Source organism: Pedobacter sp. MR2016-19 (genome assembly GCF_014947265.1).
Lineage (GTDB): Bacteria > Bacteroidota > Bacteroidia > Sphingobacteriales > Sphingobacteriaceae > Pedobacter.
Genome location: NZ_JADCNK010000009.1, coordinates 106,399 through 122,107 on the forward strand (window position 1 = coordinate 106,399; position 15,709 = coordinate 122,107).

Genomic DNA, 15,709 nt, shown 5'->3' on the forward strand with positions numbered 1-15,709 from the left:
CATTAATAAGCCCGGGTGCTCATTGTAGCACCCGGGCTTGTTCTTTTGATAAGGCAATAATGTCTTTCCCTTCTAAAATCCGCCGCTCATTAGTGTGGCTCAAAGTATTGATCATCGCATCGCCCAGTTCAGCCATCGTGCAAAATCCACCCGGATAAATAGCCCTTCCAAGCGGAAATAACCAATTGATATAGGTATAAAATTTATGTGCATATTTCTGGCCTGGCAATGGCTTGATAAAACCCGGGCGAAAATTAAACACCTGTTCAAAAGGTAATTTTGTTAAATCACTTTCCGTTTTGCCTTTTACCTGTGCCCATTTCAAACGGCTATGCGCATTGGTTCCTCCACCAGAAACATAACAAAAAGTCATATCGCTATTGAGTTTGCTCAATGTTTCCGCAACATGCATGGTAAGTGTATAAGTCATTTTATAATAGGTTTCCTGATCAGCGCCCACTGAAGTAATACCTAAACAGAAGAAACAGGCATTATAACCAATTAGCTGACTTTCTATCGCCGAGAAATCGAAAAAATCAGCGTGGATAATCTCTTTCAGCTTTGCATGGCTATAACCAGAAGGTTTGCGATTGATGACTAAAACCCTATCTATTTCAGGGCTATTTAAGCATTGCATCAATACCCCTTCTCCAACCATCCCAGTAGCACCGGTAATAATAACATTATTTTGATCTCTGGTTTTTCCCATGGAAGTCTGTTTAATAATTAAAACGAATGTAAGTTAATCTTTGTTTGCTAATAAGATCCAGATAGATTCTTTTCACCTGATTATGCCAAAAAAGAGATATTTTTATGATAAATTAATTCTTATTAAGAACACCAGCCATATGAAGAGTCAGAACCTGCCGTGCATTAAAATAATGGTGCTTACCTGCTTATTATTTATTTCCTGTCAGTTATTTGCACAGCAGGAATTGAGTCCGAGGCAAACCTATCCTAATTTATTTGAGCAAGTTCAGATGGCAGGAATTTATCCTGATAGTAAATCTTTCGTGGATGCGATCCCAAAAAGGAAGCCTTCAGAAATCATGAACGCTTATATTACGCACAAAAATGACAAAAATTTTGATTTAAAGGCATTTGTAAGTGAATACTTTAACCTGCCTGAAAACCATCACGCAGCGTACCATTCGGATATCAATGCAGGTATCGAAAAACATTTAGACACGCTGTGGACGGTTTTAAAAAGAAATCCGGATACGGTTTCCACTTTTCAAACTTCGTTACTTCCATTACCAAAATCTTACATTGTTCCGGGTGGCCGTTTTAGGGAGGTTTATTATTGGGATTCTTATTTCACCATGTTGGGTCTGCAAAAGGCAGATAAAACAGAAACCATAAAAGATATGGTTGATAATTTTGCTTTCCTCATCAATAAATATGGTTTTATCCCAAATGGGAACCGCACGTATTACTTAACACGCTCGCAACCCCCATTTTTTGCTGCTATGGTTCAACTGCTAGCCCAGCATAGTAAGGATGTAAAACTTGGGGATTATAGGGATGCATTGGAGAAAGAGTACAATTTCTGGATGAAAGGTGCCGGAGCGATAGGTAATGGAAAAGCCATTAACCATGTCGTAAAATTAACAGATGGCACCATTTTAAACCGCTATTACGATGCCGGCGATCAGCCACGTGAAGAATCGTACAGGGAAGATTTTGAAGCAGCAAAATCAACAAAGCAAGCTCCATCCACATTTCTGAGAAATGTACGTTCTGCTGCAGAATCGGGTTGGGATTTTAGCAGCAGGTGGTTTGCCGACGGTAAAAACTATAGCCAGATTATTACTACAGATCTGCTTCCAGTTGATTTAAATACATTGTTGTACAATCTGGAAACTACAATTTCGGCAGCAAACAGAGAGGCTGGCAATAATACAAAGGCTGCTGTATTTGCTAAAAAGGCGGTTAAGCGTAAGGCAGCTATCCTTAAATATTTCTGGAACAAAAACCATGGCTTTTTTACCGACTATAACTGGAAAAAACGCTCTTTATCCAATCAGCTTACGCTTGCAGCAGCTTTCCCTCTTTATTTTAAGCTGGCAACAAACGCACAGGCGAAAGCTGTTAAAGAGAAGTTAGCAAAGGATTTTTTTAAAACCGGCGGTTTAATTACAACTTTAACCACAACAAAACAACAGTGGGATGCGCCAAATGCTTGGGCACCGCTACAATATATCAGCATTATGGGGTTGCGCAATTATGGCTATGATAAACTGGCCGATACCATTAGTACAAGGTGGATAAGCCTTAATATTTCGGTATTTAAAGAAACCGGAAAATTAATGGAAAAGTATAATGTGGTAGAAACGAACAGTAAGGGTGGTGGTGGCGAATATCCACTACAGGATGGTTTTGGCTGGACAAATGGTGTACTTTTAAAACTGATGAAAAAATAAGTATTGAGATGAGAATTCCTATTCTCATCCATTTTGATGAAATACAATCGGTTTTAATAAAAAAGAGGCCGAACCCTTAACAGAAATAATTAGCCTGTTAACGGTTCGGCCCCTCGGTGTCTGCTAAATTTTAATATCCTGGATTTTGTATAAGATTTGGATTACCAATTTGATTATCGGGGATAGGAAAAAGTAGGTATTTAGCCTCACTTGCCGGCTTTTCCTGCCATGCAGCAAGGAATTTACCAAAACGGATTAAATCCTGTCTCCTAAAACTTTCCCAATATAACTCACGGCCACGCTCATCCAATAATATATCCAATGTTAAACTTGGCAAAATTGAAGCACCTCTAACCGTTCTGATCGAATTTACAATGGTTAAGGCAGCTGCTGGCTGCGATGTTCTTAACAGGGCTTCGGCTTTCATCAATAATACGTCGGCATAACGGAAATAAACCCAGTCGTTATCAGGTTTTTTAGATCCGGAGTTGGCATAATCAATCGGATATTTAATCACACGGATACCTGCCACTTCCAAATGGTTGGGGTCTCTTTCTATAATACTTACCTCTGGCGTAAAGGCCAATGGATTGCCTTTTCTATCTTTTAAGGCAACCCCATTCTGGTTTACCTGTTGACCAACTAAAAACCCTACCCTAACACCTGCAACATTGGTTTGGCCAGCATAAGATCCCCCTCTTCGTTTATCAGCAGCTTCAAATTTTGCATAGAAGTTTGATAGGGTCGAAAAACCGTTGTAACCACTCGGGTCCTGGTTATAGTGTGTGGTACATTTCCACTGACCATCCAGATCGCTGCCATTTACACCACCTAAATTTTGTGCGGTAAAAATGTTTTCGGTTGAAAGCACATCATTTGTTGGGGCAAAATTATCAAAGTAGTTTGCCGTGAGTACATAACCTCCGGCTGCTATTTCATCGGCAAGCGAAATTACCCTGGCCATATCTGCAGCATCAAAAGTTGGTGTATTGCGGTTCAGGAAAGCTCCTTTGTTAAGGTAAAGTTTCATTAAAAGTGTTCTGGCCGCATTTTTATTGGCAACATTTGCGGGTCCGGCAGGCAGATCTGGAATTATTGCCGTTAACTCACTAATGAGGTAGGTAATTTCATCTGCTGCATTTCTTACACGGGATGGTTTGGTAACGCCTTCACCGGGATCCCTATAAGGCACCTGCCCCCAGCCATCCAGCACAGAAAACTGGGCAAATGCACGTAAAAAACGCGCCTGCGCAGCCTGCCCTGCATTTGGACTTGCATTTAAAACACTTGTAGCCACATAAGAAATACTATTTAAATCCCTGAACACATCCGAGATCCGGGTATGATCTGGTGCCCATTTATGTAAATGTAATGCGCGCCATGCACCATTGTCATCCCAATCGCCTGCACGTGTGGGCACTATAATTTCGTCAGACGTTACTTCCTGCAGAGCGGCCCAATTCCATGGTGCCTGGTAAGGACCGATCATTGCGGCGTATGTGGCACCCAATACCCCGGCAACATTATTTGAGGATACTGCTCCACTACCAACCTGGCCATTCAGGTTTTCATCCAGCTTGGTACAGCCTGAAAAACTTAAGGCAACCACAGCGAAATTGAAAATATATTTATTTTTCATGTTATTATAGTTAAAAGATTAAAGGGAAAAATTAACACCAAAATTGAAGGTCCTTGCTGTTGGATAAGCCGTATAATCTATCCCGGCAGAAGGAACCCCGCTAACACCTTTGTTTACATTCACCTCTGGATCAAAACCGGTGTATTTTGTAATTACAAATAGGTTCTGTCCGTTAACATAAACGTTTAAAGATTTTATTGATTTACCGATATTCCCGATATTGTAGTTAAGGGTGGCATTGGCCAACTTTAGGTAATTACCTTTTTCGATATACCTTGATGAAGCCGCAATTGGATTTGCAAGCGACTCTTGAATAGGTGAGTTAACCAAGGCGGCAGAAATATTCCGCTGGGCACCCAGGTTGGAAATGGCCAATACAGAATTTGCGGTGTTGTTATAAATATCCTGGCCAAATGAACCATTAAAGTTTGCCGTGAACGAGAATTTCTTATACCTTAAATTGGTACTTAAACCTAAAATCACTTTCGGATTGGGATTACCTACATAATAAGCGGTAAAGCCATCATCGGTATATTGCGAAAAGCCACTCGCATCCAAACCATTATACTGGCGGGTAACCATGGCAAAAAGTGGTAAACCATTTTGGATCACTTCGGTTGTGACACCACTTAAACCCTGGCCATTTAGCGAACCTGTTTTAATAATGCCATTTATGTTCTGAACTTTATTGTTGATAAAAGTAGCATTACCTCCTAAAGACCATGTAAAGTTATCTTTATCGATAATTGTACCATTTAACGTTAACTCCAATCCCTTATTGATGATCTGGCCTGGTAAATTTACCCAGGTAGGCACATTACCACCAACTGCCGGAGAAAATGCAATTTGCGGGAACAATAAATCGTTGGTTTTTTTATTAAAATAATCTATTGATCCCGTTAACCTGTTTTTAAACAGTCCGAAGTCGATACCCACGTTGGCCTGTTTATCCGATTGCCACTTTAAATCGGCATTTTCATTATTGATCGGCGTTAGGATAGGCGAACCGTTCGCATTTCCAAAATCGTAACGGAGCTGGGCAGAACCAGATGGAAAATCCTGATTACCTGTTTTACCATAACCTAACCGTAATTTTAACTGATCTAACCATTGGATATCAGACATGAAACTTTCTTTTCTGATGTCCCAGGCGGCGGCAAAAGAAGGAAAATAACCATAACGGTTAGATTTACCAAATTTGGTAGAACCATCTGCCCTGAAAGTGGCTGTTAAGATATACCTGTTATCATAATTAAAAATTGCCCTTGCAAAATAAGATTGTAATTCTGTTGTAGGGTTATTAAAGGTAGAAAATGTACGGTTAGCTGGTGCCGTGGTTTGAAAAGCATCCGTATAATCGGCAGCGATATCGCCAAAACCGGTTGCGGTATTGGTTGCCCCTTTGTTGATAAAGTTTGAATACTCATAACCTAAAATTGCGTTCAGGTTTAGCTTGCTTGCAATTTCTTTATTAAAGTTTAAGGTATTGGTAAACTGCTGGGTAATCAATTCGTTGTTGGAGTAGCTGGCATAACCACCAAGAAAAGTTCCGGATGGCTGGATGCCCTGCAGGTTTAAAGTGCTCCTGGTAGATGCCCTTCTGATACCCGTGCTATAATTTACACTGGCAAGCATGCGGTACTCTAACCAGGGCGTAATTTTGTAATATGGAGAAACGCTGCCCAAAATGGTAGACACTTTCGATTTATCGTTATTTGCAGCCAGGGCAGCTAAAGGATTGATGGTGGTAGAACCGTAATCTATAAATAAACTACCATCGGGATTATAGAAAGATTGGGTGGGATTCCACGATAATGCCTGCGAAATTAAACTTCCTGTAAACCCCGCATCGGTCGTAATTGGTGCTACACTTTCCAGGTACTGGTTACTGATCATGTTAATATCCACTCCCAGCTTTTTACTTTCCAGAAATTTGAAATTACCATTAAAGCCAGCACTGTATTTTTTAAAATCGGTCGTTTTGATGATTCCCTGTTGATCCTGGTAGCCAAGTGAAACACGGAAGGTATTACCATTGGTGCCGCCGCTAATACCAATTGAGTAATTTTGGTTATATGCTGTTCTGGTAATCGCATCCAAAGCGTCAACACTGCTCCCGAAATTACCGGTTGTAAGGCTGTATTTCTGCAGTGCTGCACGGTATTCGTCGCCCGTTAAAACATCAACCCGCCTTGCAATGTTACTTACGCCTGCAGATGCACTTACATCGATTTTGGTCTCCCCGGATTTTCCTCTTTTAGTAGTAATTAAAACCACACCATAGGCAGCACGCGAACCGTAAATTGCCGTAGCCGATGCATCTTTCAATATCTCCATCGACTCGATATCGGCCGGATTGATAAAGTTTAAAGGATTGCCATCTGGCGCTGTACCGATACCGGCGCTTGTTGATGGCCTGGCCGATCTTCCGTCCAGTGCTACCCCATCTACTACATAAAGGGGCTGCCCTGTTCCGGTAATGGCAGAATTACCCCTTATCCGAACAGTAGAGGCGCCACCCGGTTGTCCACTGTTATTGATCATCTGTACACCTGCAACTTTACCCTGTATCAATTGATCGGGCGCATTTAGCGGGCCTTTATTAAAATCTTTGGCTGATACGGTTGTTGCGGCACCTGTTAAATCATTTTTTCTTACGGATGCATAACCGATAACCACAACAGCTTCGAGGTTATTGAGCGAACTTAAGGTAATGTTAAGCAGGATTTGATTGTTGATACTTACCGTTTGCGATTCGTAACCTACAAAGCTTACCGTTAGCCGGCTTGTTCCGTTTGGGGCAGTGATCTGATACTTACCCTCTGCATCGCTTTGTGTTCTGGTATTTGTACCCGTTATTTGTATGGTTGCGCCAGCTAAAGGCGTTTTATCGGTATCGTATATAATACCTTTTACAGTGATCTGGGCAAAAGCTGCCGTACTGGATAAAAGAATTAAGAGACTTAAACTGATGAGTTTCTTTAGTGAATACAATTTCTGTTTCAAAGACAAAACAGACCAATTGCCTGGTAAAGTGATGTTCATAGCGATTTATTATAATTGGTTAGAAATTAGGTTTTTAAGCGATTTTAGTACTGGAATTTAGGGCGGACTCTTTTTCATGGTTTTCGGTTTTATATTCATATTTAATTGATTATACTGCTATTGATAACTGGTACCAATGAATAACTCCATTGATAAATGCCCGCTCCTGATTGGGCAATTCAAAATCTCTGGGATCGTTCCCGACATTTATGACATCAAAACAATAAGCTGTTTTTAACTCATATCGGTCCCTATTTATGGGCGAATAGGATTCCGCGAGCACATTTTGGTAATCGTTAACACCATTTCGATGGACTTTAAAACTTATCTTGTTAAGGCAATAAATTACGGCATCTTTCTGCCAGGCTGGTATTTTTGTTTTTGGATATACTATATTTTTGGCTATGGCTTGCAGCTGGCCTATAATGACATATAATGGGGGATATAAAATGATAAACAGTTCTTGTTGTCCCATAATTTTTTGATACAATAAGTCCGGTCCATATAATGGCTCCAAAGCTATTGTCATTTAGTTTAGTACTAGGTTAGTGTAATGATTAATCGTCAAAAGCGAGCAGTTAAACCTACCCGAAATATCAAATTTATAGTATGAATATAACTCATAAATCATATAAAACCATAAAAATGAAATTATTTGTAGCTATAAATGGTATAATGTATCCTTTACGGCCCGCAAGAAACTGATTTAGGGATTGAAACACGTTGCCTGTTTTTGGCCAACAACAGTTAAACGATACGGATAGAACTGTTTACAAATTGAGAAATATCTATTAAAAGCTTAATAGATGATTGGGAAAGGAGAGTATTGGCCAATTAGCCTGTTGAGGAGATTTGGGATAACATCTTTAATTGTACATTTAAATTATAAATGGCCCTTTAAAAGGCGATGGTTATATTTCAGAAAATTCTGTTTCATGAAAAATAACCGAAGAATCTATTTTAATGGAGAGCGGATTTGGGTGATGTTAAAAACATTGAGGCTATATGTAGTTACATACAGCCTCAAAAAAATTATCTTGCTGTTGGGCCTTTCATCTGGTAATCTTTAGGTGGTTCTGCACCTAAAAGGTTCTGTACAAAGTAATCCCAGCGGCGGCGCATCATATAAGGCGAGTAAGCACCGTAACTATGTGCACTGTTTGGAAAAATAACGAGATCGAATGATTTGTTTGCTTTTTCAAGCGCCTCTACTACCAATAACGTATTGTATGGTGGCACATTATCATCCATCAAGCCGTGAACCAGCATCAATTTACCTTTTAAATTTTTAGCATAATTTTGATTCGCCTGAACTTCGTAATCTGAATTTTCTACCAGGCCGTTATAGCGTTCGCCCCAATCGTCCTCGTAATTTCTGTTGTCGTGGTTTCCTGATTCAGAAATACCCACTTTAAAGAAATCCGGATAACGGAACATTGCCGCAGCAGTAGCAAAACCACCACCAGAATGCCCCCAAATACCTACTTTTGTCGTGTCGATAGGATATTTTGCAGAAAGTTGTCTGATGGCCGCAATCTGATCAGGCAAGGTGTTCTCGGCCATGTTGCCGTAGCTCATATCGTGAAAACTTTTAGAGCGGTCGGGGTTACTGGTTCCTTCTATTACCACAACAATAAAACCCAGTTCGGCCAAGGCCTGATTATCGCCACGCGAAGCTGCAAATGCCCAGCTGCCTACACTACCACCCTGTGGCCCAGGATAAATATAATCGATAACAGGATATTTCTGGTTGGCATCCATTGTTGTTGGTGTAAAAACCAGACCATAGATATCTGTTTTACCATCTTTGGCTTTCACCGAAACCGGAATGGGCGCTTTCCAACCTGTAGCGATTAATCTCGAAACATCTGTTTTTTCTAAAGTATTGATTAGTTTTCCGTCAATGCTTCTCAAAACGGTAACTGCTGGTACATCAGGCTGCGAATAGCTATCGATAAAATATTTTTCTGAAGGAGATAGTGATACAATATGATTTCCTACTTCAGGAGTTAGGTTGGTTAAATTTTTCCCGTCGAAACCAATTTTATACAGGTAACTGAAATAAGGATTTCCTTTCTCACGTCCGTTTGCAAAAAAGTAAAGTGTACGTGTCTTTTCGTCAACTTTAATCAAACGAGAAACTACGAAATCGCCTTTGGTAATCTGGTTTTTCAATTTTCCGTTACTTGAATCGTACAAATACAAATGTCCCCAGTTATCTCTTTCCGAATACCAGATAATTTCTTTTGAAGCAGGAAGATAACGCCAGTTGATGGATCCTTGCCCCGATTCGTACTGTGTTTTTACAGTCTCTTCGAAAACTTCGCGAACAGCACCTGTTGTGGCGTTGGCAATACGGAACTTTTCATTTTTATGATCTCGTGAAGTCGACACGAAAGCAACTTCCGATCCATCTGCTTTCCAATCGATATCATCAAAAGTACCACTGCTTGATATATCATCACTCAAAGTTGCCCGATGTTGATCTGCAGGAATGTTAAGCGAAATTACTTTCGGGTTTTCTACATCGATAACCACTCTACGGATGGTTGCAATCTGCTTATCGCCAGGCAAGGGATATTTCCAGGCTTTTAGTACCGGTGCACCCACATTAGTGGTTACGAGGTACATATCTTTTGAATTTCTTTGATCTTGCTGAAAGGTCGCTATCTTTTTTGAATCGGGCGACCAACGTAAAATTGTGGCATCACTGTGTTTCCAGCCTGCGTTATCGGTAGCATAACCATAGTCTTTAATGCCATCGGTGGTGAGCTGTGTTAATTTGCCTGAGGCCGCATCTTTCACAAAAAGATTATAATCTTTAATTAAAATGGCTTTTTTCCCATCAGGTGATAATACCTCGTTGCGGCCACCCAAGCGTCGCGATGGCATTTCGCCACCTTTATAATCAGTAGTGGCTGTTTTGGTTTTATTTGCGGGATCTACCAGAAAAGTCTGTTCGCTACCATTCGTTTTTGTGCTATACCAAAATTTATCACCTTCGAGCCAGTTCGGCTGCACGTTGGCATGGTCGATATACTTTGCGGTGTTATAGCTCATAAAACTTTCCGCTCTTTCATAATCGCTAACGGTTAAAGCCTTCTGCTGAGCATTTGCCGTAATGGCCAAAGTACAAGCCGTTACGGTAAGCCAATATTTATTCATCATGTTAGTTAATCTTGCGATAAAAATAATACTGTTTTGGCAAACGATAGGTATTAATCGTGATACAAAATGGGCATAAGGCTTGGGGGAAGGCGTAAAGAGCCAGACAAATTACCTCAGACTTTTGGACACCTGACCTGATACTAGACTACACTTTCTCTTGTTAACCGCAAAGAATGCAAAGAGAACGCGCAGCGTTTACAATGTAGACAAGTGATATCAAAAAAGATACTGCACAAAACTCCTTGCTACATATTACTTTTTGGTTCAATTATCCCCTTTGCATTACTTATATCGTAATAAAAATCAAAATCCTCAGTACTTCCCAAAAAAATCGAGTGTTTGTAAAATTCAGCCGTAACCACATCATTAAATGGTAGAGATACTTTTATTGAAGTCATTTTGGTGCTGATATGCCTGTCAATACTGGCAATTTTAAAAAATCCTACTAAGATACATGAGCTCAAAAATAGGTGCATGCAGACACATTTCAGTTGAAATAGCCTTACATGAAATACAACAATCCACAAAAACAAGAATAACACCAAGGCAATAAGGAATGGAACTAAGATCTCTTCAAAACCAGACTGAAAGGATAAGCAGAAAAAAAGTATAATTGGAACAAGTCCGATAATTAAGCATAAATTTCTAAAAAACCTATCAGTGCATGTGTCTTTAGCCCAACTGCATCCAATAAATATCAAACAAATAACAAAGGGCATTAAAAACGAAATTGCTAATTCTTTTGCTATGGAGAAAACCCTTTCAGAGATCAAAAGATCAGTGGTGTCGGCAAAACCTAGAATGTCGATTTTAAAACTTCGGAAATAATGTAACTCTCCATAAAAATTTAGTGCAGCCAAAAACACTATGTATAAAAAAAAATAGGTAAAGAATAGCCGGGTCATAGTAGATAATATCGATTACTGGAAGTACTTCAGGTTATGTTAATTAGCCATTAAAACAAAGTAAAATTGTCATAGCGTATAAAGAATCAAATTTGCTTTTTCCAAACTCACGACCAAAGGTCTGGCTGAATGAGGTAAGTTCTATAAATCCTTTCAGGCACCTGCTTCCAGACCTTAGGATAAATCGTTTTGAAATACCTTAACTTGTTTTCGGGGCCATCCAGTTTAGAGAGCAGTGTTATGTTGTTGAGATCTCTTATTGCATTTGGAAATAGCAAATGACTAAAAAGGCGGTTTAATATTGGGTAATCATCACAGCCCTTTTCAAGTTCTCTGCGGGGTATTATCAATAGCCAAGAATCTTCCAGAGCCTCAAGATTGAATCCCTTAGCTTCGTTTACCTGGCTTTCGTTAAAGTATACACTACCGGATACTCCCAACCAAACATCACGTCTTGGCATCGGAAACTCAAAAATATATCCACTCACAAATCCCTGTAATACGAGAATAAAGCTATCTGAATAACCCAAAAAGGTACTTACAGAAATTTTATTACCGGTCGAAATCTGTGCAAAGAAAGAATGCCTGAAAACATAACGCAATGCATGGCGGTGGGTATTGTTTATAATTGGCAGAAAAAAATTGAGGAATAATTTAATTTCTTTTATTGATTTTATTTTCATTGTATTTAACCTATCTGTTAACATGCTCAACAACTGCAAAAACAATTCTCTTGCCTTTCAATATCTATGGGCGTTAAGTCAATTGGTCTAAGTTCCCTATCTGGCAAAGGCGATAACATGACCATCGACAATTGAAACCTTGATTGTTTTCAGAATTACACCTGCCTGGAAAATTTTGGTTAAACCCTGTAAATATGTCCCTGATTCTACTACCTATTTACTTTCCGAAGTTTCTCTATACTATTAAGGAGAATGTCATTCGCGTCCTTTTCTATCAGTCCATCCCTGGCAAAATCACTAAGAATCCTACTCAAAGTCTCTGAAGCTATGCCAACAATATTTGCCAGATCAGTTCTAGGGAGACTGACACGAATTTTATCTGAAGAGTTCTTCCCCTGCTTTGCAAGTCTGATAATGGCAGCTGCCACCCGCTCTCGTACTGAGGCATGAGCAAGTGCCATTGCCTTTTCTTCCATATCCCTTACCGACACTGCAAGTTTTTTAACAAAAACTCTTAGTATATCTGGATATTCAACTATAAGCTCATTAACATCTTTCAGCGGAATTGCGATTATTTCAGCGTCTGATATCGCCTTTGAGGTGTGAAAAGCATGAGAACCCAAAGCAAAATCCTGAAGTCCAAAATACTCTCCAGGTCCATAGATGTCGGTGATTAAAAGATTTCCTGAGCTATCTGAGATAAATGTCTTAACATTGCCAGATACCAGATAGTAAAGACCTGAATGATATTCGCCCTGATAATAAATAGTCTGGTTCTTTCTAAAGAAGCGAGCCTTCAGCCGGTCCAATTTCTCATCCAGCCAAAACATTTCGTTGCTAGATTTAATCATGCTTCTTTCCTGAAAATGCTGTTTTAAAAAAAGTTCTTGCTGAAATCTCTTTTTCTTTAACCTTACCTCCACCTGGTTCAAAAGTTCAGCATCATCAAAACTAGTTGACAGATAACCGTCCGCACCGATTTCCATTGCCCTGCGTAATGCGGCCTGATCCCCAGTTTCTAATAACATAATCAGCCCAATCCCTGCAGTATCCACAAATTTGTTTAGCATTCTCACAACGCCATATCCATCAATTCCATATAACTCAATTCCACAGATAATTAAGTCGACACGGTGGCTTTTAACTATCTCCATCGCTTGCTTTCCACTATCAGTTAATTCAACTACATACTTACTGAACAGCAGTATGTCTGAAATTTTGGACCTTAGCCCGGAATCTTTGAGAATAATCAATATCTTAGATCCTTCCATTCAATATTTTTTTTTTATCTTTTGGACCGCCAATCACTTTGCGATATCGGTGATTGTTTATTACTGATCAAACTACCTGATTAAGAGCTTTTTTGCCGACGACAGCAAAGTTCCTTTGAATAGGCAAAACCCTAACAGAACTACTCCTTTCAGTATCAAAACAACTCACTTTAATAAGCCTGGCGTGATGATAGGATTTCTTTAAAACGACTTCAGACAATCTAACATAGCATGCCTACAATATGCACTTTTGATGTGAAAATTTGGGCATTTAACTCTGTTGAGAAGTGTCTTTGACGGGGTAGACTAAAAATCGGAGTTAAAGAGTATCTGTCTATCTTGACTGGTGCGCATTTGATAACTTATTTTTTTGATGTGGAGCTATTTTATTTAAACTATCCATTTGGTTAACTCAGTTTTAATGATAGTTATTCTCAAAGGTTGTCAATAAAAAACCAATAGATATTGACTTATATCAAAGCAATTGTTGATAACAATCAATAGCCTTCATAAATATAATCAAATACAGCATACTAAATCGATTTCATTAAAATTAAAATAATGAAGCATAAATATTATTTCAATCTTGAATATGCACATTCCTGAGAACTGATCAGATTTTAAATAAAATCAAGCCATTAAAAATTCCTATTTAATAGAATCATGCGGAGCGGAAATCAGAAAAAATGATGCAAAATTTTGAGAAATGATAAAGAAGATGATTATTGCCTGGTAATAATTAATAAATCGCTTAACAACCAAACTAATTAAAATAAGACAAAAACTGAATTTGTCCAATAAGAAGGTAGCTTAAAATAACCTTTTCTGTATATATCTATCATACAACGCATCAAACCCCTTACACCATCCTAAAATCCTTAAGCATAAAGTCTAAAGCATTTTTGTGTATTTTGATTATACATTTGCGGAGAGGGCGGGATTCGAACCCGCGGTACCTTGCAGTACACACGCTTTCCAAGCGTGCTCGATCGACCACTCTGACACCTCTCCGTGTTGGATTGCAAAAGTATATTTTTTATTGATAAAAAAAATGCTCCCGGTTAAAAATCGGGAGCATTTTACATATGATGTTAGAAAAATTAATCTATAACTGTAATTTTTAACATATTGGTCTTTCCTTTTGCTTCCATCGGGATAGCAGCGGTATTAATTACGATATCGCCTTGTTTAACCAATTTTTTGCTTTTTAAGAATTCGTTCACCTCAATAATGGTGTTATCGGTACTTTCCCACTTATCGTAGTAGAAACCTCTAACGCCCCAAAGCAAACTTACTGCATTTAATAAGGCCCTGTTACTGGTAAAAATAAAGGTTAAAGCCTCCGGACGGTGACTCGAAATTTCGAAAGCAGTATAACCGCTTAAAGTCATCGATACTATACCTACTGCATTGGTCTGCTTCGCTAAGAAACAAGCCGAATCGCAAATTGCGTCGCTTAAGAAAGATGGTGATTTTGGTTTTAAAAACTTATCAGGATTGAAAGGATAATTGTTTTGCTCAATGTTCTGGATAATTTTTTGCATGGTTTCGATAACAATCAGCGGGAATTCACCAACTGAAGTTTCGCCACTTAACATTACCGCATCAGCACCATCCAAAACAGAGTTAGCTACATCATTTACCTCTGCACGTGTTGGCCGGGGCGTAGTGATCATACTTTCTAACATCTGAGTAGCCACAATTACTGGTTTAGAAGCTGCTCTACATTTAGCAACAATCATTTTTTGTAACAATGGAACTTCTTCCATCGGACATTCAACACCTAAATCACCGCGGGCAACCATAATTCCATCAGAAACAGCGATAATTTCATCAATGTTAGCGATAGCTTCCGGTTTTTCTATTTTAGCAATTACACGGGCAGTTTTGCCACGCTCTGCAATAATCTTTTTAAGTTCGATAATGTCATCAGCTTTGCGCACAAAAGATAAACCGATCCATTCTACATCATTTTCTAGAACAAATTCTAAGTTTTCACGGTCTTCTGGTGTTAATGAAGGGATAGAAACTTTAGTATTTGGCAGGTTTACACCTTTTCTTGAAGTTAAGATACCACCGTGAACGATTTCGCAAACAACTTCATCCTTTAAGTTGGTAGAAATTACTTTCATTTGAAGCTTTCCATCATCCAAAAGGATAATTTCGCCAGCCTGAACATCCTGAGGGAAGCTTTGGTAAGTGATGTAAATCCGTTCTTCATTACCTATACATTCGGTAGTGGTAATTACGGTAGTTTTACCATTGATCAGGTTAATCCCACCTTCTTTCACTAAACCAATACGGATTTTAGGCCCTTGTAAATCGGCAAGGATACCTACATTATATTCGTATTTTTTATTTAAATCGCGGATGGTATCCAAAACAGCTTGATGATCTGCTTGTGATCCGTGTGAAAAATTCAGACGGCAAACGTCTAAACCCGCGTTAAACATACTATATAATACATCTGGTTTTGCTGATGCAGGCCCAAGCGTGGCAACAATTTTAGTTCTCGAATGAAAAGGTTTCATTTATTAATTGATTTTAGCAATGCAGTTTAAGAAAGCATAATTAT

At 39.0% G+C, this 15,709-nt stretch carries 10 protein-coding genes and 1 tRNA gene; 1 reads left to right on the forward strand and 10 read right to left on the reverse strand.

All coding sequences use genetic code 11. From position 1 onward, the window contains the following. Window positions 1-19: 19 nt before the first annotated feature. A complete protein-coding gene (locus IM793_RS13590; protein ID WP_193422198.1) occupies window positions 20-709 on the reverse strand; it encodes an NAD-dependent epimerase/dehydratase family protein in 690 nt (229 codons plus the stop codon). A gap of 139 nt (window positions 710-848) precedes the next feature. Here IM793_RS13590 and treF point away from each other — a divergent pair, with 139 nt between their 5' ends. After that, on the forward strand, window positions 849-2,423 hold the full coding sequence (gene treF, locus IM793_RS13595; RefSeq protein ID WP_193422200.1) for an alpha,alpha-trehalase TreF: 1,575 nt from the start codon (window positions 849-851) through the stop codon (window positions 2,421-2,423). 130 nt (window positions 2,424-2,553) lie between these two features. Here the strand turns inward: treF and IM793_RS13600 are convergent, their stop codons facing one another. From IM793_RS13600 to pyk, 9 genes are all read right to left on the reverse strand, one after another. Beyond that, a complete protein-coding gene (locus IM793_RS13600) occupies window positions 2,554-4,062 on the reverse strand; it encodes a RagB/SusD family nutrient uptake outer membrane protein (protein WP_193422202.1) in 1,509 nt (502 codons plus the stop codon). A gap of 18 nt (window positions 4,063-4,080) precedes the next feature. Then, window positions 4,081-7,107, reverse strand: a complete 3,027-nt coding sequence (locus tag IM793_RS13605) for a SusC/RagA family TonB-linked outer membrane protein (RefSeq protein WP_227256251.1) — start codon at window positions 7,105-7,107, stop codon at window positions 4,081-4,083. Between the two features lie 109 nt (window positions 7,108-7,216). Then, window positions 7,217-7,582: a hypothetical protein gene (locus IM793_RS13610; RefSeq protein ID WP_193422204.1), complete on the reverse strand. Its 366-nt coding sequence runs from the start codon at window positions 7,580-7,582 to the stop codon at window positions 7,217-7,219. 557 nt (window positions 7,583-8,139) lie between these two features. Continuing rightward, a complete protein-coding gene (locus tag IM793_RS13615; RefSeq protein ID WP_227256252.1) occupies window positions 8,140-10,275 on the reverse strand; it encodes a S9 family peptidase in 2,136 nt (711 codons plus the stop codon). Between the two features lie 245 nt (window positions 10,276-10,520). After that, window positions 10,521-11,135 carry a hypothetical protein gene (locus tag IM793_RS13620; protein ID WP_193422206.1) on the reverse strand — a complete coding sequence of 205 codons (615 nt, stop codon included), beginning with the start codon at window positions 11,133-11,135 and terminating at the stop codon, window positions 10,521-10,523. Window positions 11,136-11,287: 152 nt separating this feature from the next. After that, complete coding sequence (locus tag IM793_RS13625; RefSeq protein WP_193422208.1) at window positions 11,288-11,863, reverse strand: hypothetical protein; 576 nt, start codon at window positions 11,861-11,863, stop codon at window positions 11,288-11,290. A gap of 209 nt (window positions 11,864-12,072) precedes the next feature. Then, a complete protein-coding gene (locus IM793_RS13630) occupies window positions 12,073-13,134 on the reverse strand; it encodes a helix-turn-helix domain-containing protein (RefSeq protein ID WP_193422210.1) in 1,062 nt (353 codons plus the stop codon). A 926-nt stretch (window positions 13,135-14,060) separates the two neighbouring features. Then, window positions 14,061-14,145, reverse strand: a tRNA-Ser gene (locus IM793_RS13635). Between the two features lie 89 nt (window positions 14,146-14,234). After that, on the reverse strand, window positions 14,235-15,665 hold the full coding sequence (gene pyk / locus IM793_RS13640; protein WP_193422212.1) for a pyruvate kinase: 1,431 nt from the start codon (window positions 15,663-15,665) through the stop codon (window positions 14,235-14,237). Window positions 15,666-15,709 lie beyond the last annotated feature (44 nt).

Excerpts from the sequence above, each read along its gene's own strand:
- IM793_RS13590 (WP_193422198.1), bottom strand. The coding sequence starts at position 709 with ATGGGAAAAACCAGAGATCAAAATAATGTTATTATTACCGGTGCTACT.
- treF (WP_193422200.1), top strand. The coding sequence starts at position 849 with ATGAAGAGTCAGAACCTGCCGTGCATTAAAATAATGGTGCTTACCTGC.
- IM793_RS13600 (WP_193422202.1), bottom strand. The coding sequence starts at position 4,062 with ATGAAAAATAAATATATTTTCAATTTCGCTGTGGTTGCCTTAAGTTTT.
- IM793_RS13605 (WP_227256251.1), bottom strand. The coding sequence starts at position 7,107 with ATGAACATCACTTTACCAGGCAATTGGTCTGTTTTGTCTTTGAAACAG.
- IM793_RS13610 (WP_193422204.1), bottom strand. The coding sequence starts at position 7,582 with ATGGGACAACAAGAACTGTTTATCATTTTATATCCCCCATTATATGTC.
- IM793_RS13615 (WP_227256252.1), bottom strand. The coding sequence starts at position 10,275 with ATGATGAATAAATATTGGCTTACCGTAACGGCTTGTACTTTGGCCATT.
- IM793_RS13625 (WP_193422208.1), bottom strand. The coding sequence starts at position 11,863 with ATGAAAATAAAATCAATAAAAGAAATTAAATTATTCCTCAATTTTTTT.
- IM793_RS13630 (WP_193422210.1), bottom strand. The coding sequence starts at position 13,134 with ATGGAAGGATCTAAGATATTGATTATTCTCAAAGATTCCGGGCTAAGG.
- pyk (WP_193422212.1), bottom strand. The coding sequence starts at position 15,665 with ATGAAACCTTTTCATTCGAGAACTAAAATTGTTGCCACGCTTGGGCCT.